Origin of the sequence: Algoriphagus zhangzhouensis (assembly GCF_900148515.1) — a bacterium.
GTDB lineage: Bacteria > Bacteroidota > Bacteroidia > Cytophagales > Cyclobacteriaceae > Algoriphagus > Algoriphagus zhangzhouensis.
Genome location: NZ_FRXN01000004.1, coordinates 77,410 through 95,825, shown reverse-complemented (window position 1 = coordinate 95,825; position 18,416 = coordinate 77,410). Strand labels below are relative to the sequence as shown.

General features: G+C 39.4%; 15 protein-coding genes. 5 read left to right on the top strand and 10 right to left on the bottom strand.

The window, feature by feature from the left end:
* Window positions 1–63 precede the first annotated feature (63 nt).
* Together BUF13_RS14575 and BUF13_RS14570 are read left to right on the top strand one after the other, a co-directional pair.
* Window positions 64–1,311: an NAD(P)/FAD-dependent oxidoreductase gene (locus tag BUF13_RS14575; RefSeq protein WP_073572564.1), complete on the top strand. Its 1,248-nt coding sequence runs from the start codon at window positions 64–66 to the stop codon at window positions 1,309–1,311.
* 92 nt (window positions 1,312–1,403) lie between these two features.
* The gene (locus BUF13_RS14570) at window positions 1,404–1,808 is read left to right on the top strand and encodes a DoxX family protein (protein WP_073572563.1); all 405 of its coding nucleotides are present in this window, start codon (window positions 1,404–1,406) and stop codon (window positions 1,806–1,808) included.
* 16 nt (window positions 1,809–1,824) lie between these two features.
* Here the strand turns inward: BUF13_RS14570 and BUF13_RS14565 are convergent, their stop codons facing one another.
* The 9 genes from BUF13_RS14565 to BUF13_RS14520 all read right to left on the bottom strand — a co-directional run bounded on the left by BUF13_RS14565 (window position 1,825) and on the right by BUF13_RS14520 (window position 10,610).
* Window positions 1,825–3,396, bottom strand: coding sequence for a sulfatase family protein (locus tag BUF13_RS14565; RefSeq protein ID WP_083586472.1), 1,572 nt, complete (start codon window positions 3,394–3,396; stop codon window positions 1,825–1,827).
* Window positions 3,397–3,496: 100 nt separating this feature from the next.
* Window positions 3,497–4,372, bottom strand: a complete 876-nt coding sequence (gene atpG, locus BUF13_RS14560) for an ATP synthase F1 subunit gamma (RefSeq protein ID WP_073572562.1) — start codon at window positions 4,370–4,372, stop codon at window positions 3,497–3,499.
* 61 nt (window positions 4,373–4,433) lie between these two features.
* Window positions 4,434–6,011 (bottom strand): F0F1 ATP synthase subunit alpha, encoded by a 1,578-nt coding sequence (atpA, locus tag BUF13_RS14555; protein WP_073572561.1) that lies wholly within the window; start codon window positions 6,009–6,011, stop codon window positions 4,434–4,436.
* A gap of 27 nt (window positions 6,012–6,038) precedes the next feature.
* Window positions 6,039–6,596, bottom strand: coding sequence for an ATP synthase F1 subunit delta (atpH, locus tag BUF13_RS14550; RefSeq protein WP_073572560.1), 558 nt, complete (start codon window positions 6,594–6,596; stop codon window positions 6,039–6,041).
* A gap of 9 nt (window positions 6,597–6,605) precedes the next feature.
* Window positions 6,606–7,100: a F0F1 ATP synthase subunit B gene (locus BUF13_RS14545; RefSeq protein ID WP_073572559.1), complete on the bottom strand. Its 495-nt coding sequence runs from the start codon at window positions 7,098–7,100 to the stop codon at window positions 6,606–6,608.
* A gap of 74 nt (window positions 7,101–7,174) precedes the next feature.
* Window positions 7,175–7,435, bottom strand: a complete 261-nt coding sequence (gene atpE, locus BUF13_RS14540; RefSeq protein WP_073572558.1) for an ATP synthase F0 subunit C — start codon at window positions 7,433–7,435, stop codon at window positions 7,175–7,177.
* A 39-nt stretch (window positions 7,436–7,474) separates the two neighbouring features.
* Complete coding sequence (gene atpB, locus BUF13_RS14535) at window positions 7,475–8,518, bottom strand: F0F1 ATP synthase subunit A (protein ID WP_073572557.1); 1,044 nt, start codon at window positions 8,516–8,518, stop codon at window positions 7,475–7,477.
* A 440-nt stretch (window positions 8,519–8,958) separates the two neighbouring features.
* A complete protein-coding gene (locus BUF13_RS14525) occupies window positions 8,959–9,189 on the bottom strand; it encodes an AtpZ/AtpI family protein (RefSeq protein ID WP_073572556.1) in 231 nt (76 codons plus the stop codon).
* 17 nt (window positions 9,190–9,206) lie between these two features.
* Window positions 9,207–10,610: an arylsulfatase gene (locus tag BUF13_RS14520; protein ID WP_073572853.1), complete on the bottom strand. Its 1,404-nt coding sequence runs from the start codon at window positions 10,608–10,610 to the stop codon at window positions 9,207–9,209.
* 162 nt (window positions 10,611–10,772) lie between these two features.
* Between BUF13_RS14520 and porW the strand changes: the two genes are divergently transcribed.
* The 3 genes from porW (at window position 10,773) to uvrC (ending at window position 17,566) form a co-directional block, all read left to right on the top strand.
* Entirely contained in the window at window positions 10,773–13,391 is a 2,619-nt protein-coding gene (gene porW / locus BUF13_RS14515) for a type IX secretion system periplasmic lipoprotein PorW/SprE (protein ID WP_073572555.1), read from the top strand.
* 3 nt (window positions 13,392–13,394) lie between these two features.
* Window positions 13,395–15,698: a penicillin-binding protein 1A gene (locus BUF13_RS14510; protein ID WP_073572554.1), complete on the top strand. Its 2,304-nt coding sequence runs from the start codon at window positions 13,395–13,397 to the stop codon at window positions 15,696–15,698.
* A gap of 62 nt (window positions 15,699–15,760) precedes the next feature.
* Window positions 15,761–17,566 carry an excinuclease ABC subunit UvrC gene (gene uvrC, locus BUF13_RS14505; RefSeq protein WP_073572553.1) on the top strand — a complete coding sequence of 602 codons (1,806 nt, stop codon included), beginning with the start codon at window positions 15,761–15,763 and terminating at the stop codon, window positions 17,564–17,566.
* A 14-nt stretch (window positions 17,567–17,580) separates the two neighbouring features.
* Here uvrC and porN read toward each other — a convergent pair whose 3' ends face one another.
* Window positions 17,581–18,396, bottom strand: a complete 816-nt coding sequence (gene porN, locus BUF13_RS14500) for a type IX secretion system ring subunit PorN/GldN (RefSeq protein ID WP_134204502.1) — start codon at window positions 18,394–18,396, stop codon at window positions 17,581–17,583.
* Between the last annotated feature and the right edge of the window lie 20 nt (window positions 18,397–18,416).

The window sequence follows — 18,416 nt, the reverse complement described above, 5'->3', positions numbered from 1 at the left end:
GAGCCAAGAACCAATACAGTTCTATGGTTCTTGATTCTTGATACTAAATTCTTGATTCTAGAAATGAAACCAACTTTAATCGTTGGCGGTGGGATTGTAGGACTATTCACCGCTTATTTCCTTCAAAAAGAAGGAGTCGAAGTTACAGTCATTGACAAAACTGATCTGAGCCAAAACTGCTCGACTGGAAATGCAGGTATGATTGTACCGAGCCATATTATCCCTTTAGCGGCGCCAGGAATGATCAGCAAGGGAATTTCTTGGATGTTTTCTTCTAAGAGCCCATTTTATATCCATCCAAGATTGGACTACAAATTGGCGAGATGGTGCATGCTGTTTTTCAAAAATGCCAATGAAAAACAAGTAGAAAAAGCCATCCCCCACCTTAAAAACCTGAGTCTTCTAAGCAAGGCGCTTTACCTTACTTTCAAAGCTGAGCATCCTGAAGCCACATTGGCACTTCAAGAAAAGGGCTTGATGATGGCTTACCAAACAGAAGCAATCGAAAAGGAAGAAACTGAGTTTGCTTTCTTGGCAAGAAAGCATGGTTTGGAAGCTGAGGTTTTGGGACCAAGCGAGCTAAAGGAAATAGAACCCAATATCAAATTGAATGCTCGTGGAGCGGTTCTCTTCCCAGGGGATGCACATTTGGACCCGGGAGCTTTGTATGGCTTCTTAAAAACCTATTTGAAAGAAAAAGGAGTAACATTCTTGACTGAATCTGAAGTCAAAGGATTCGAAAAAACCGCAACACAGGTCACTGCTGTGATTACCAAAGAAGGTCGTCTTTCATGTGAAAAGGTGATTCTTTGCGGTGGTTCTTGGTCTGGAGAATTGGCAGATATGTTAGGTTTTTCTCTTCCTATGATGGGAGGAAAAGGTTATTCTTTTATTCAGAAAAATAATCCAGAAATCAAGCAAGCTACCATCTTAACGGAGCAAAAGGTAGCGGTCAGCCCATATGGAGAAACCATCCGATTTGGAGGAACCATGGAGATTACCGGTACCAGCCAGAAAGTAAATATCAATAGAGTAAAGGGGATTTTTGAATCCATCAATCAGTATTACCCTGAATTTGAAGCCAAGTTTCCTGAAACAGATAAAATCTGGAAAGGACTTCGACCTTGCTCCCCTGATGGGTTGCCCTACATCGGGTTTGCACCTAATTACACCAATGTGCTAGTTGGCAGTGGACATTCGATGATGGGGGTTTCTTTGGCACCAGCTACAGGGAAACTCTTAGCTGAACTTCATGAACAGAAAGACACTTCTCTAAAGATCAATGGATTTGAAGTAGGCAGATACAGCTAATACCTTTCCTAAAAAAATAAGTAGAAATATAAAAATGGGCTTTACATCTAGCCCATTTTTTATTTTTTTAAGCGGGTATTAGAGTCACCCCTATGAAAAAATCCTTTGAAAAAAACATTGGCCTGTTAATCCTACGCCTTGGTTCAGGAGCAATGATTCTTACCCATGGCATCCCAAAAATCAGTAGACTTTTTGCAGATGAAGTGAAGTTTTCAGACCCTTTTGGATTTGGGCCAGTTGTTTCATTATCTCTAGCAACCTTTGCAGAAGTAATCTGCGCGGGTTTGGTAATCATTGGGTTCAAGGTTAGATTAGCTACCATTCCATTGATGATCACAATGCTAACAGCTGCTTTTTACGCGCATTTAGATGATCCATTTAGTAGAAAAGAACTTCCATTAATGTTCTTCATTTGCTTTCTTACCCTCTGCATTTCAGGAGGAGGTAAATTTTCGATAGATGGAGCGACAGAAAAAAAGCCCAGACTTTATGTCTAGGCTATCGCTATTTCCATTATTCATTGATAAACCAAAGTTGCGTCCAAGGAACTGAAATCTCATCGTTTTTCTGAGGAGTTCCAGGAGTACTTCTCCCTTCTTGAATATATTTGATCAAAAGGTTCTTTAACTCTTCCACTATTTCTGGATGAGACTCATATACGTTGGTTGTTTCCTGAATATCATCTGCCAGATTGTATAATTGGACATCAGGCAAGCCTTCTTCTTCCTCAGTATTAGGTTTAGGAGAACTCCATCCTCCTGAGCCTTTTGCCATGATTAGTTTCCAATCGTCTTTACGAATAGCAAAACTTCCATTGATGGAATGATAGACACTCGCTTCTCTGAAAGATTCAACTTTTTGATTCGCATCCAATAGCTCCACCATACTAAAACTGTCTTCGCCTTCATTGTCCTCTAATGAATATCCGGATAAATCCGCCACTGTAGCCATCACGTCAGTCAAGTTGATTGTTACATCTCTTTTACTTCCTCCTTGGATTCTGACAGGCCAACGAACAATAAATGGAACCCTATGTCCTCCTTCGTAGATATCCGCCTTATGGCCTCTGAAAATGTAATTGGAACGGTGTCCCATTTCCTCCATCACATTCAGCCCGGCAGCAGGGGAGCCTCCATTATCACTTGTGAAAATTACCAAGGTATTTTCAGCTTGACCTGATTGTTCCAATGTTTCCATCAAGTTTCCCACATAATCATCAATCATCATCATAAAGTCTCCAAAAGGCACCAAGCCACTTTTCCCCTGCCACTCTTCAGTTGGAAGGATAGGAGTATGAGGAGATGGTAATGCTAAATACAAAAAGTACGGATTTTCGGATTTTGATTGTTCTCTTATAAAATCTTGAGCCTTCGAAAAGAAATGAGGAGTTACTTGGTCATGGTCAAAATCATTTGAAGTGGGCCCTTTTCTCCACCAGGAATATTTCCCTGTATTCACCGTTACAGTATCTGGAACAGAAGTAGAATATCCATTTTCAACATATACATAGGGTGCCATATCCAAAGATCCAGAATGCCCATAAGCATAGTCAAAACCCAAGTCGTTTGGATTATGCGTGATTGATTTGGCAAAATCAATATGATCGAAATCCTGTGGATCCCAACCTTCACCTTTATCTTCGGCTCCATCTTTCATCCCCCAATTCCATCCCAAGTGCCATTTTCCAATAAAAGCTGTATTGTAGCCTTGTTTTTTCAAAACAGAGGCAATCGTGGATCGATCATCTGGAATTAAAGCAGGGGATTTTCCTGTAAGAACGCCACTTTTCAATTTGGATCTCCAATTATATCTACCAGTCAACAATCCATATCTGGTAGGTGTACAAACCGCCGAAGGAGTATGAGCATCCGTAAACAACATTCCCTCTGCTGCCAATTGATCTATGTAGGGAGTCGGGATTTTACTTTCAGGATTAAAAGCTCCGATATCCCCATAGCCTAAGTCATCAGCAAGAATGATGATCACATTGGGAGGAGTTTGGACTTCTTCCTGTTCTTTCTGGCAAGAAAAAAGGAAAGCAATCGCAAATAAAACCAGAGGCGATTTCAAAATGGGGAATTTCATATCGGCTAAAATAAGAAATAAAAAGAAATAGGGCGTGCAGCCTAAAAACAAAAAACCACAACCCTTGCGAGCTGTGGTTTCGAAGATAGGTCTATTGTAATTAGTTTCCGCCTAGTGCATTTGCACCTGCTACGATTTCCAAAATCTCATTGGTAATCGCCGCTTGACGAGTTCTATTGTACATCAATCTCAACTCTTTCAACAATTCACCAGCATTTTCAGTGGCTTTATCCATTGCTGTCATACGAGCTCCATGCTCAGAAGCATTGCTTTCCAATACAGCTTTGTAGAATTGAATTTTCAAAGAAGTAGGAACCAATTCCTCGATAATATAAGATCTGGAAGGCTCCATGATATAATCTGATTCAGCAGCTTTTACTTCGTCAGCACCTTCTTCTTTTGCCATTGGCAAAAACTGTTCGGTACGGATGATTTGAGTAGCTACATTTTTGAATTCATTGAATACCAATACTACTTGATCATAGTCGCCAGCAATAAATCCATTCATCGCATATTCTGCAGCAGCTCTGACATTGTCAAAAGATACATCCAAGAATACTTGATAGAAATCGTTGATTACAGAAAACTCACGCTTCTTGAAAGTTTCGTAAGCTTTTTTACCCAAAGGCAAAATTGTAATTTCTTTACCAGCAAATTGATCCTTGATCGCAGCATTGGTAGCCTTGATCACGTTCGTATTGAAAGCACCACAAAGGCCTTTATCAGAAGTGACAGGTACGATCAATACCTTTTTCACATCACGCTTTTCAGCAAAAACAATGTCAGAAGCACCTTCAGATGCAGCAGAAACATTATTCAGGATATTGGTCAACTTCTGAGAGTAAGGACGCATCTGAACGATTTTGTCCTGAGCTCTTCTGAGTTTCGCAGCGGATACCATTTTCATTGCTTTGGTAATCTGCTGTGTAGAGACTACCGAATTGATCCGTTCCTTTACTTCCTTGAGGTTAGCCATTCGTGCTTAATTGTAATCAGATATCTAAAACCCGGAGGCTTTCACCTCCGGTTGGTTTGATTTAGTTTGCGTATTTAGGAGCTAGTTCAGCAGCAGCTTTTTTCAAAACTTCACCTGCTCCGTCGATATTTCCTTTTAGGATCAACTCCAATGCATCTGGATAAGAAGTATCCAACAAGGTATAGAATTCCTTCTCGAATGCTCTTGCCTTTTCAACAGGTACAGTATCCATCAAGCCTCTAGTAGAAGCGTAGATGATAGCTACCTGATGCGCTACAGATACTGGAGAGTACTGAGGCTGCTTCAAGATCTCTTGGTTTCTTCTACCTCTTTCGATCGTACGCTTAGTAGTAGCATCTAGGTCAGAACCGAACTTAGCAAATGCTTCCAATTCACGGAACTGAGCTTGATCCAACTTCAAAGTACCAGCTACTTTCTTCATAGATTTGATCTGTGCGTTACCACCAACTCGGGAAACAGAGATACCTACGTTGATCGCTGGACGGATACCAGAGTTAAACAAGTTAGTCTCCAAGAAGATCTGACCGTCAGTAATGGAAATTACGTTAGTCGGGATATATGCAGAAACGTCACCAGCTTGAGTTTCGATAATCGGAAGTGCGGTCAAAGAACCACCTCCTTTTACCAAAGGTCTTAGAGAATCTGGAAGATCGTTCATCTGAGAAGCGATTTCGTCAGACTTGTTGATTTTCGCAGCTCTTTCTAGCAATCTTGAGTGAAGGTAGAATACGTCACCTGGATATGCTTCACGTCCCGGAGGTCTTCTCAATAGTAGAGATACTTCACGGTAAGCTACAGCTTGCTTAGAAAGATCATCATAAACTACCAAAGCAGGACGTCCTGTATCACGGAAGAATTCCCCGATAGCTGCACCAGTAAATGGAGCAAAGAACTGCATAGGAGCAGGATCAGAAGCAGCTGCAGAAACAACTACTGTATAAGGAAGGGCACCGCCTTTTTCCAAAGCTGCTACCACACCGGCAACAGTTGAAGCTTTCTGGCCTACAGCAACGTAGATACAGAATACAGGCTCACCTTTATCGTAAAATTCTTTTTGGTTAAGGATGGTATCGATAACTACCGCAGTCTTACCAGTCTGACGGTCACCAATTACCAATTCACGCTGTCCTCTACCGATTGGAATCATCGCATCAATTGACTTGATACCAGTTTGAAGAGGCTCAGTTACCGGCTGTCTGTAGATTACACCTGGTGCTTTACGCTCCAAAGGCATTTCGTACAAATCACCAGCGATAGGGCCTTTACCGTCGATTGGGTTACCCAAAGTATCCACAACGCGGCCCAACATTCCTTCACCTACCTGAATAGAAGCAATTTTTTTAGTACGCTTTACAGTATCGCCTTCTTTGATCTCTTTAGAGTCACCGAACAATACAGCGCCTACATTGTCTTCTTCCAAGTTCAGTACCATTGCTTTCAGACCATTGTCGAATTCCAGCAATTCCCCGGCCTGAGCCTTAGAAAGTCCATAGATACGAGCTACACCGTCCCCTACTTGAAGGACTGTTCCCACTTCTTCGAGTTCGGCCTCTGTTCTGGCACCTGAGAGTTGCTCTCTCAAGATCGCCGAAACTTCATCTGGTCTTACTTCTGCCATGATATAGATTGATTAATGCTTTTAAGATTAGATTTTACTTTCGTAGTGATTTTGACTAAACTGATTTTTCAATTCTCTCAGTTTGCTGCTTAGTGACTCATCCAATTGACGGTCATTAACTTTCAGAATATATCCACCGATCAATGCTGGGTTTATTTTTTCCACCAACTGAACAGTTTCTTTTCCTGATATTTCCTTTACAATTGCTTCAAACTCTTTTCTCAATTTATCATCAATTGCGAAAGTAGTAGTCAATTCAGCTACCTGAATAGACTTTTGAAGATTGTATTGTACTTCAAATTCCTTGGCCACATCAAGCAATATAGACTCTCTGTTCTTTCTTGAAACGATTTCAAAGAAAGTCTGGGTCATTGCCTGAGCTTCTGGAAATAAAGCCTTCAAGACTTTTAATTTTTTATCAGAATGAATCACAGGGTTTTTCAAGAGTAAAGAAAACTCTCTATTAGACGCTGCGATAGCAGTCATTTTTTGAAAATCCGCATGTACTTCCTCCAGCTTGCCTTTTTCTAGAGCAAGTTCCAAAATGGACTTGGCATAGCGGGATGCTACTCTGTAGTTTGACATGAGGTGGAATTAATTAAGCTTCAATTCATTCACAAATCCGTCAACAAGGTCTTTTTGAGCCTTCTCGTCAGACAAGTTCTTTCTTAACAATTTCTCTGTTACTTCAAGAGTCAAGGTAGCTACTTGAGTTTTCACTTCAGCCAAAGCAGCCTTTTTCTCTGTTTCGATTACCGCTTTCGCGTTTTCGATCATTTGAGCACCTTGCTTATTGGCTTCTTCCTTAGCTTCTTCGATCATTTTCGCAGAAGCATCGTGAGCTTTCTTCAAGATAGTATCTCTTTCCAATCTTGCTTCAGCCAACAACTTCTCGTTCTCAGCTTTCAAGTTTGCCATTTCATTTCTTGCTTGCTCAGCAGCTTTCAAGGCATTGTCAATAGTGCTTTCACGCTCTTCAAGAGCTGCCAACATTGGCTTCCAAGCAAATTTGATCAAGATAAATAGTAGGGCCAAGAAGCCGAACAATTGCCAGAAAATCAGGCCAGAACTAGGTGAAATAAGATCCATGATGATTGTTTATAATTTCGGTTTTGTTCAATAAGAAGGGATTGGCCTAACGCCAATCCCTATTCTCTGTGTTCTTAGAAAGCGATACCACCTGCGTTCAAAGCAATAAGTAGACATACTACTACTGCAAACAGGGAAACCACCTCGATCAACGCTGCGATAATTAGCATAGCTGTTTGAACCTTACCAGCAGCCTCAGGCTGACGAGCAATAGATTCCATAGCTTGGCCACCGATACGTCCGATACCAAGTCCTGCGCCAATCGCAACAATTCCTGCACCGATACCAGCACCCATAAGAGCCAATCCAGCAGTCAACAAGATAGAAGTTAACATAAACTTTAGATTTATAAATTGAACAAAGAAATTTACTAATTAATGATGATCGTCATGTGCGTGCTCAGCTACTGCACCCCCAATATACATTGCTGTAAAAAGGGTAAATACATAAGCCTGAATAGTCGCTACAAGTAATTCGATCATATTGATAAAGGTCACCATCAAGGTACTTACCACACCAATAGCATAGGACTCGAAAATGAAAACCAAAGCTATGAAAGCCAAGATTACAATGTGTCCTGCTGTGATAGCTACGAACAAACGAACCATCAATGCGAAAGGCTTGGTAAACAGACCAATAAATTCTACTACTACGATAATTGGAAGAAGTGGTGCAGGAACTCCAGGAGTTGCAAAAACGTGCTTCCAGTAATCCTTATTCCCGTTGATATTAACCAAGATAAAGGTCAAAATCGCCAAGGTAAAAGTAACAGCAATGTTTCCAGTCAAGTTGGCAGCACCCGGCATCAAGCCTAAAAGGTTACCAATCCAGATAAAGAAGAACAAAGTCAACAAGTAAGGAACAAACTTCTTGTATTTTGGACCGATCGCTTTCTCTGCGATTTCATCACGAACGAAAATCACAATTGGCTCCACGATAGAAGCTGCACCTTTTGGTGAAACAGCACCATTTTTCTTATAGTGTCTTGCTGCTGAAAGAGTGATCCAAAGAACCAATCCGATCACCAAGAACATCATTGCTACGTTTTTGGTAATGGAAAAATCCATAATAGAACCTCCGTCTACTCTACCCAAATGCTCATGGCTATCGATATAGATACCATTGTGAGCATTTTCCTCTCCGAAAAGATGAGTATCATGATTTTGGAAATCAGAAGACATGTAAAACTCCAATCCTCTGTCTGCCGCGTAGGTTATCACCGGCAAAGGAAGAGTGACATGAGTATGTCCAATGTTAAAAAAATGCCATTCATGGGAATCTTTCACGTGGTGCATGATAAATTCCGTTGGACTTTCATTACTTTCTTCCGTCTCAGAACTAGACGCGAATACCGCGCTAGAAACACTCAGCAAAAGTGCTGAAATTAAAAGACTTAGGGCCAGAAATTTGCGCGTCATCAACTCGTTTTTTTGAGGGCTACTTCGAAATCGGGCGCAAGTTAGTTATAAAGGTGTATATATCAAAAATCAGGTAGAACAAAAAAAGCACAAAGAAATCCGAAATAAACAAAAGAATATTTTCCATTCCAGCCCAAACTTCTATTCCAACAAACACAAATGAGCTTATTAATCTCAAAATCATCGCTAATAGTGAGATTTGGAAGAAATTTTCAGAACTGGCTTTCAGCAGAAATCCAGTCAAGACATGGATCAAAAAAAACATAATTAAGAGAAAAAAATAAATTTCCCAGATCTGAGAATGGACGATTTGGGGAAGAACTTGTTGAAAAAGCAGAACCAATCCAGCTAAAACTGCTGACAAAAGGAAGAATTTTACATAGGTGTTTTTAGCTAGAGCCATTGTTCTATTTTTCTTGCAAAAGTAGAACTTTTAAATTTTATCTATCCTGCTTCATGGAGACCCAGAGTTGATAAAAGGCAAGAATTATGGATAAAAAGGAAAAAACTAAGATCCAAAGGGGAAATTTCATTTCACTTTTTTGTTGAATCCACCAGCCAAACCAAGTCCCAAAACCGATCACTCCAAATAACTGGAATGATAACCCCATGTATTTGGCCCAAACAGGAAGCTCTTTTTTCTTAGTTGGTTTATCCTCTTTCTTCTCCATCTTTAAATACCCTATTCTTAATTCTTCCTTCCAAAATTGAAGTGAGGATTCTCCGTTCTCACACCGTCCAATATTGCAGTCAGTTCAGCTGTTTTCTCAGGAAATTGAGAAGCCACATCATTGGATTCAGACGGATCTTTACTCAAGTCATATAATTCCACGGTTCCTTGTGGATTTTTTCCAACTTCAATTCGAATTACTTTCCAATTTCCTACCAGAATTGCTTGCTTTCCTCCCTGCTCATGAAACTCCCAATATAAATAAGGATGTTCCTCCTGATCACCCTTTCCAGTCAATGCTGAAACAAATGAAATTCCATCTATCTCCCCTTCCAGTTTTTCTCCTGCTAATTGCGCAAAAGTGGGAAGCAAATCATAAAAAGCTCCTTTAAAGTGAGAGACAGATCCCGGCTTGACAGTACCTACCCACCTAGCTAAAAATGGCATATGAACCCCACCTTCATATAAGTCCCTCTTTTTACCTCTAAACTGGGCGCTGCTTTTGAAAAAATCGATATCAGCATCAGTCCTGCCTCCTTCGGTATGCGTCCCATTGTCAGATGTAAAGATCACCAGGGTATTTTCCTCCAAGCCTTTTTCCTTCAAAGTAGCCATCAATTGGCCAATTTGATGATCTAAGTGAGAAACCATCGCTGCATAGGCCGCTTTTGGAAATTCTTGTGGACCATAATGCTGACCGTCTGGCCAAGCGTTTTCATCAGGAAATACACTTTTTCCATCCTGATCTAAGTATTGCTTAAGCGACTCTTTGGACAAGACCAACTCAGCATGAGGAATGGTATAAGACAAATACAAGAAAAAGGGCTTTTTTCCACTTTGAGAACGAATAAATTCTTCGGACCTCTCCAAGAAATAATCATTTGCAAACAAATCATTAGGAAAAGGCTGTTTCGTCATCACTCCATCACTAATCATATCAATGGAATCCGGAAACTGATAATGGGCATCCCTCTGCAAAAGAAAACCGGCGAACTCATCCCAACCTCTTTTCTCTGGACTACCGACTGTGTTGGCAAGACCTAATCCCCATTTCCCAAACATTGCCGTGGTATAGCCTGCATCTTTGAGGTATTCTGGTAAAATTTTCTGATCAAGATCAATAGGCACATTGCTGTTTCCTCTCAACAAAGTATGTCCAGTATGCTGTCCCGTCATTATGGTCGCCCTAGAAGGTGCACATACGGTACTCCCAGCATAAAAATCAGTAAAAACCATCCCTTCTTTTGCAAACTGATCTAGATTGGGAGTCTTGATTTTTTCCTGCCCATACACTCCTAAATCCCCAATCCCTAAATCATCCGCCATGATATAGATGATATTAGGCTTCTTGGTCTGGCCAAATGAAAAAGTTGAAATAAAAATCAGAAATAGGGAAAGGAAGAATTTATAAAAGCTTTTCATATTAGAACCAAGGGTATTTTGGGAGTTTTTATTGATAAACAAGGTAAATAAATTTTACATTTTTAGGTCTAAGGCAAAATCCGCATAATGAATCTAGATCATACTTCGTTCTCTAAATCCACTAAAAAGCCTAATTTGGTACTTTTAAAATAATCTGCAGATATGAATAAGCGATTAGTTTGGTTATTGGCAATTGGCCTTGGAATAGCGGCATGCTCTTCCGAGCGAAATACCTTTACAAATCGTGCTTTTCACAATCTGACATCTCATTATAATGCCTATTACCTGGCTGATGTCAAAATCAAAGAGGTGGAAGCAGAAAATCAGGCTAATTACAAAGAGGACTACACACAGATTTTACCTGTTTTTATACCATATGATTCCTCGGTAATCCAAGGTTCAAAAGAAAAATTGGAATCCGCTCGAGAGCTTTCCTCCAAAGCAATTGATTGGCATAGAATCTCCAAGTGGGTAGACGACAGTTATTATTTGATTGGGAAAATTGACTATCTGCAATCTCAATCAGATGATGCACAAAATGCTTTCAAATATGTCAATGTGACCAGCAAGGATGATGATCTAAGGCATCAAACTCTGGTTAATTTATTAAGACTTTATGTAGACTTAGGAGAATTTGAAGATGCAAACTTCACCATTGACTATCTATCGAAAGAGTCTAATATCAATGATCAAAATAGGTATGATCTCTATCGGACCCTTGCCTATTATTATGAAAAAAGGAGTGATCGCAATGGAGTAATTGGTGCTTTGGATAAGGCTACCGAATATGCGCAGGACAAAAAAGAGGAATCCCGTATCAATTTCATTTTAGCCCAGCGCTATCAACGAGAAGGATTGGATGCACTTGCCTATGATTATTATAACAAGGCACAAGAAGGAAACCCTCCATATGAAAGGAGTTTTTTTGCTCAACTTTATGCGCAGCAGGTAGCAGAACTCAATGCTTCAAAAGATCTTAGAAAAGTTCGTAATTATTATGAATCACTCTATGACGATCCAAAAAACAAGGATCTAAAAGATGTTGTCATTTATGAAAGGGCTCTTTTTGAAGAAAAGCAGGGAGATATAGATTTAACCGTAGACCTATTGCACCAAGCTGCAAAAGAACCGGGAAGTAACCCTCGACTCAAAGGATATATCTACCAAAAGTTGGCGGATTTGAACTATGAAAAGTTCAAAGACTACCGAGCCACCAAGTATTATTTGGACAGTGCTTTGACCTTTATTAAGGAAACAGACCCAATTGCTATCCAAATCGCTCAGCAAAAAGAGACTTTGGACAGCTACGTGTTTCACGTAGAGCGAATCCAAGAAAATGACAGTCTTTTGATATTAAGTGGACTTTCCAAAGATGAACAGGTCGCCATTGCTACAGATTTCATAAAAAAAGAAGAGGAAAGATTGCTAGCTGAAGCGAAGGCAAAAGAGAAACCTAAAAGCACCGGAATTTTTGACAACTTATTGGCTTTTGCAGATAGAGGAACTGGCTCGAATTTTTACTTTGACAATGCTGTTGCCATGCAGCAAGGAACAATAGATTTCTACAGAACTTGGGGAAATAGACCTCTCGCAGATAACTGGAGAAGAAGTTCCTCAAGTATAAGTAGCTCCCTACCTCCTACAGAAGAAGAAGTTACTGACTCCACTGCAACCGAAGAAAACAATCCTCTCAACCAATTACCCGATGTAGAAACATTACTCGGCCAAATACCTGAATCACCTGAGCAGAAAGCAACTCTAAATGAAGAATTGGAGGAGTCCTATTTTGAATTGGGCAAACTACTTTATTTTGAATTAGACGAAACTGAGTTAAGCATTGACAACTTAGAAAGTTTGGTGAGGAATTATCCAGAAAGCACACGTAAGCCTGAAGCTTATTATTTGCTTTATTTAGGCCAAAAGGATCTGGGAGGTAATTTCCAACAATACATTACTAGACTGAATCGCGAATATCCGGAGTCACAATACACCTATTCTGTCAATAATCCTGAGGCGGCTTCTGGAAATCTTGCATATATAGAATCTTCCAAAAATTACGAACAAGCTTACGATCTCTACTATCTAGGGAATTATAAGGGAAGTCGTCAAATCATTCAAAAAACACTGGAAGAATACCCACTGACTCGAAATACCGAAAGGCTTTTGATTTTGGACATCATGGTTTCTGGAAAAATTGAAAGCCGGGAAAGATTTAGAAATAGACTCGAATCCTTTATTGAAAATTCAAAAGATGAGCAATTGGTAGAATTGGCAAGGAATATGCTAAAACCATTGTTGTCACAAGAGGAATTGGCAGCATTAGATCCAAATCAGGCTTCTGAATTGGATTCTGCAAATTTGAATCAAAATGTAAGTGATTCTGTTTCAATAGCAAACAACCCAATTGATTCACCTTACAAACTCGACAATGGCCAAACACATATCATGGTTCTGGCGATGAGTTTGGAGGAATCAAAAAATGCAGATGGATTAGTAGGTGATTTGGATACTTTCCATGCTAGAAATTTCTCAAATGCCAGATTAAGAACGGGCAATATGAATATGAATCAAGAAAACGCGATTTATATCATCAGCCCATTCTCAAATGCTGAAAAAGCAAAGGAATATTACAAGAAATTCATGGAGGATTTCGAATCAAGCAGTTTGAGTGAGGAAGTGAAAGAAAAAGCTTTCTTTATCACACTGGAGAATTTTCAAATCCTCAACAAGTCCAAAAATATTGAAGAGTACCTTGCCTTCTTCAGGGCAAATTATAGATAAAACATGAGTAAAAACACGAAACCAGAGTCATCCAATTGGGCAAAGAAAACTATCAAATTTCTCTGGATTGCCTTTGCAGCTGGCTTCTTTGGATTTATCATCTTTGTATGGATGGTGAGCGTTGATTTCTTAGGGCTTTTCGGAGCACTACCAGATTTCAAAACACTTGAAAACCCAGACAGTGAAGTAGCATCAGAACTATATTCCATTGATGGATTCCTTTTGGGTACCTACGCCAGAGAAAATAGAAGCCCAGTTAGTTATAATGAACTATCTCCAAATCTGATCAATGCTTTAGTCGCGACTGAAGATGTCAGATTTGAGGACCATTCAGGTATTGATGTTAGAGCAATGGCAAGGGTATTTTTCAAATCCCTAATCCTAGGTCAAGATGCTGGTGGTGGGTCCACTCTTTCTCAGCAAACTGCGAAGAACTTGTTCAAAACTAGAACCGATGCCAATCAAGGCTTCTTGAGTTCTATTCCTGGTTTGAGAATGTTGATTATCAAGACCAAAGAATGGATCGTAGCTTCTCAGCTTGAAAAAGCATATACCAAGCAAGAGATCCTCACCATGTATCTGAATACTTCAGAATTTGGATCTAATGCATATGGTATAAAAACAGCTGCAAGAACTTTCTTTAATAAAGCTCCTGATGAACTTGATGTTCAGGAAGCAGCTGTATTGGTAGGTTTGTTCAAAGCTCCCACCTATTACAGTCCCGTATACAATCCCGATAATTCACTGAGAAGAAGGAATACTGTCTTATCTCAAATGGTAAAAAACAATAGTCTAAGCCAAGTTGAATATGACTCTATTTCCAAAATGCCAATCGAATTGGATTATAGAGTTCAAAACCAAAATATCGGATTGGCAACCTATTTCCGTGAAGTAGTCAAGGCAGATCTACTGAAATGGACGAAAGAGAACATCAAATCTGACGGATCCTCCTATGACCTTTTTGGTGACGGTTTGAAAATCTATGTCACTATTGATAGTAGGATGCAACGATATGCCGAAGAAGCTGTTGAGGAACATATGACTGCTCTCCAGAAGCTTTTTTACGAGGAAATGGGTTCCCGGGAGCCTTGGGTGGATGGAGATAATCGCGTGATACCTAATTTCATTGAAAACGCCGTCAAAAGAACAGAGGCTTATAGGTTATTGAAGTTGCGCTATAAAGACGATACTGATTCCATTAATATCAAACTCAATGAGAAAAAGAAAATGAGAATTTTCTCCTGGGAAGGTGAAATAGATACCTTGATGAGTACGATGGACTCTTTGAAGTATTATAAGAAATTCCTCCAAACAGGTTTCGTAAGTATGGATCCTCACACAGGACACGTTAAGGCTTGGGTAGGAGGAATTGATCACAAATTCTTCAAGTTTGATCACGTGATGAAAGGAAAGCGTCAACCGGGATCCACTTTCAAGCCTTTCGTGTATGCTGCAGCTATTGAGAATGGATATAGTCCTTGCTATACAGTAGTTGACCAGCCTGTGGAAGTTTATATCCCAGGTCAACCTGCCTGGTCACCGGATAATGCGGACGGTAAATTTACTTACCAAAAGATGACCATCAGAAAAGCCATGGCTCAATCCGTCAACTCCGTTACGGCCTATATGATGAAAAAGCTGAGTCCAAAAATCGTGGTTGAAACCGCGAGGAGGATGGGTGTGACAAGTGACCTTCAAGAAGTACCTTCCTTAGCTTTGGGAGTAAATGATGTATCCGTACTGGAAATGGTTGGTGCTTTTGGAACTTTTGTAAACAAAGGCGAACATACTACTCCATTCTATATTGATCGCATTGAAGACAAAAATGGAAATGTAATTCAGCAATTCACCCCTAAAAAACGTCCAGCTATGAGTGAAGAGCATGCTTACCTTATGACCTACATGCTTAGAGGTGGTTTTGAAGAGGCTTCCGGAACGAGCCAAGGAGTACCTTGGTCATTGCGAGAAGGAAATGAGCTAGGTGGTAAAACAGGAACTACTCAAAATGCCTCTGATGGATGGTATATTGGTATGAGTAAAGACCTTGTATCCGGTGCATGGACAGGAGGTGATGACCGTGCGATCCACTTTAGAAGCTGGATCAAAGGACAAGGTGGTAGAACTGCAAGACCTATTTGGGTAAAATACATGGAGAAAGTCTATGCCGACAAAGAACTCGGCTATACTAAAGGACCTTTCCCAAGACCAGAAAGACCATTAAGCATCGAAATAGACTGTGATGTTTATGAAAGAGAAAGTCAAAGATTTGTTGAATTTGACTACGATGCCAAGAAAAATGATTTTTAAATAGATTAAAATCCCAATTCAAAAACAGCTTCGATTCGAAGCTGTTTTTTTAATTTAGTGCTATGCAAACATCTTCATTTGCTCCTTCTGACTATAACACTCTTCCAGATCATCCGGGAGTTTATCGTTATTTCAATGAAGCCGGAGAGTTAATCTACGTAGGTAAGGCCAAAAGCTTAAAAAAGCGCGTAAGTAGCTATTTCAATAAAAATACGGGGGTCAATCTCAAGACCAGACGAATGGTCAAAGAGATCAGAAAAATCGAAATCACACTTGTCAATTCTGAATTCGATGCCCTACTTCTTGAAAATAACCTGATCAAAAAGTCTCATCCGAAATACAACATTCTTTTACGGGATGATAAGACTTACCCATACTTGTTGATCACAAAAGAGAACTTTCCAAGGATATTTCAAACAAGAAAACTTATACCAAAACGAGGAACTTATTTCGGCCCTTTCGCCAGTGTTAAAGCGATGAACAATGTTCTCGATTTAATTCGTGAGCTATTCACGATTAGAACTTGTAAGTTGGATCTGTCACCATATAAAATCAATGAAGGGAAATATAAAGTTTGCCTGGAATATCATATTGGAAACTGCCAAGGACCTTGTGTAGGAAAACAATCCGAATCCGATTATTTAAAAGACCTTGAACAGGCGAAACATATCCTAAAAGGAAATTTGGGAGTTGCAAAAACCATTTTCAGGCAAGAGATGCAATCCTATGCTGAAAATCTGGAGTTTGAAAAAGCTCAAAGAATGAAAGAGAAACTGGATCTTTTGGAGAAGTATCAAGCAAAATCATTGGTAGCCAATCCAAACATCTCTAATCATGATGTTTGCTCAATAGTAATGGACGAGAAAAACGCCTATGTCAATTACATGAGAGTAAAAAATGGAGCTATGATAGTTTCCAAAAATGTAGAACTCAAGAAAAAGCTAGACGAGGATCAGGAAGAACTTTTGATAACGGCGCTGATAAGACTTCAAGATCAATTCAATAGTGATGCAGAGGAAGTCTTGGTTAATATTGAAATCAACAATCCAATTGAAGGACTTAATCTAGTTCAACCTAAGATTGGAGATAAAAAGAAACTGGTTGAACTTTCAACTAAAAACGCACTATTCTACAAGAAAGAAAAAGCATTACTCCAAGGATTAAATCAGGACAAAAAAGACAGAGTTATAAAGCAATTACAACAGGATTTGAGTCTTCCTGAGATTCCAGATCATATAGAATGTTTTGACAACTCAAATATTCAAGGGACAAGTCCAGTAGCTAGTATGGTTTGCTTTCTAAATGGGAAACCCACGGTAAAAGAATACCGCCATTATCATATCAAAACCGTCGAAGGCCCGAATGATTTCGCCAGTATGAAAGAAATCGTCACAAGGCGCTATAAGAGACTTGTGGAAGAAGAAAAGCCCTTACCTAAGCTAGTTGTCATTGATGGAGGAAAAGGACAATTATCGTCAGCTGTAGAGGCTCTACAAGAGTTAGGTATTTATGGTAAGATGCCTATTATTGGAATAGCTAAAAGACTTGAAGAGATTTATTTTCCTGGAGATTCTTATCCGATACATATTGATAAGAAATCAGAAAGTTTACGACTACTTCAAAGAATTAGAGATGAAGCCCACAGATTTGCTATCACCTTTCACAGAAAGGTCAGAAGTAAAAATGCATTTGGCACACAGCTTACCGCTATTCCAGGAATTGGGGAAAACACAGCGAATAAACTATTAAGTCATTTTAAGTCTGTCAAAAAAATTAACGAAGCGAGCGAAGAGGAAATTGCAACAATTATTGGAGCAAGTAAAGCGAAAGGATTGATAGAATGGAAAGAAAAAAATAAAGGGGCCTAAAGCCCCTTTTTATTTTACCATTCCCATAAGGAATTTTCAAATTCTAATAGTTTGTATTCAAATGCTAAAGCATCCATATAAGCTTGAAGTTTTGGGTCAGGATGATCAAAGTCAACCAAATCAGCAATCAATGCCTCATCTGGATTAGTAAATCTTTGCACTACTGATCTAAACAGTCTCGTTTCAAAAGCTTCATCGTAAGTCAAACTTTTAGACAAGTTTTGGAAGTTAATCCATCTTGCCTCAGGATGATCTTTGAAATAATTATAGAAGTCTTTGTATCGAATAAAACCAATTGTTTTTTGCCCTGCATTAGAATTTGTAGCTGAAGGCATTACCAAGTGAATATATTTGATATCAAACACCATATCAGAATGATGCTTGTCAAACACAAAATCTTCTTTGAAATCTAGATAATACAATTGCTTTACGAAAATACTATCACCAGTTGCATTCAACCAGAAGTTTTCCTCGAATTCTGCAATTGATAGTGGTTCTGTGAATTCTTCGTCTCTAAATACTTCAAGAGCATTTTCGTCAACTACAGCTTTATGAATATGTGTGATAATGCCATTGTCTTTTGCATCACCAGAACCATACAAAGAAAGGTTGTATTTTTCTCGAAGATCAATTCTTCTCCAAACACCAATTTGGTACATTTTATCATCTTCTCTGATTCTTTTTGCAGAGTAAATGGTATCCATATCAAACTGTCTGTCTCCAAAGCCAGATGGGTTTACACTAGTCGGCACCTGCGCATAACTTGTCATCGGAGCCAAGCTCGCAGCAACAAGTAGAGATAAGAATAATTTTTGAAGAATATTTTTCATAATCATATTTTCTAGATTCC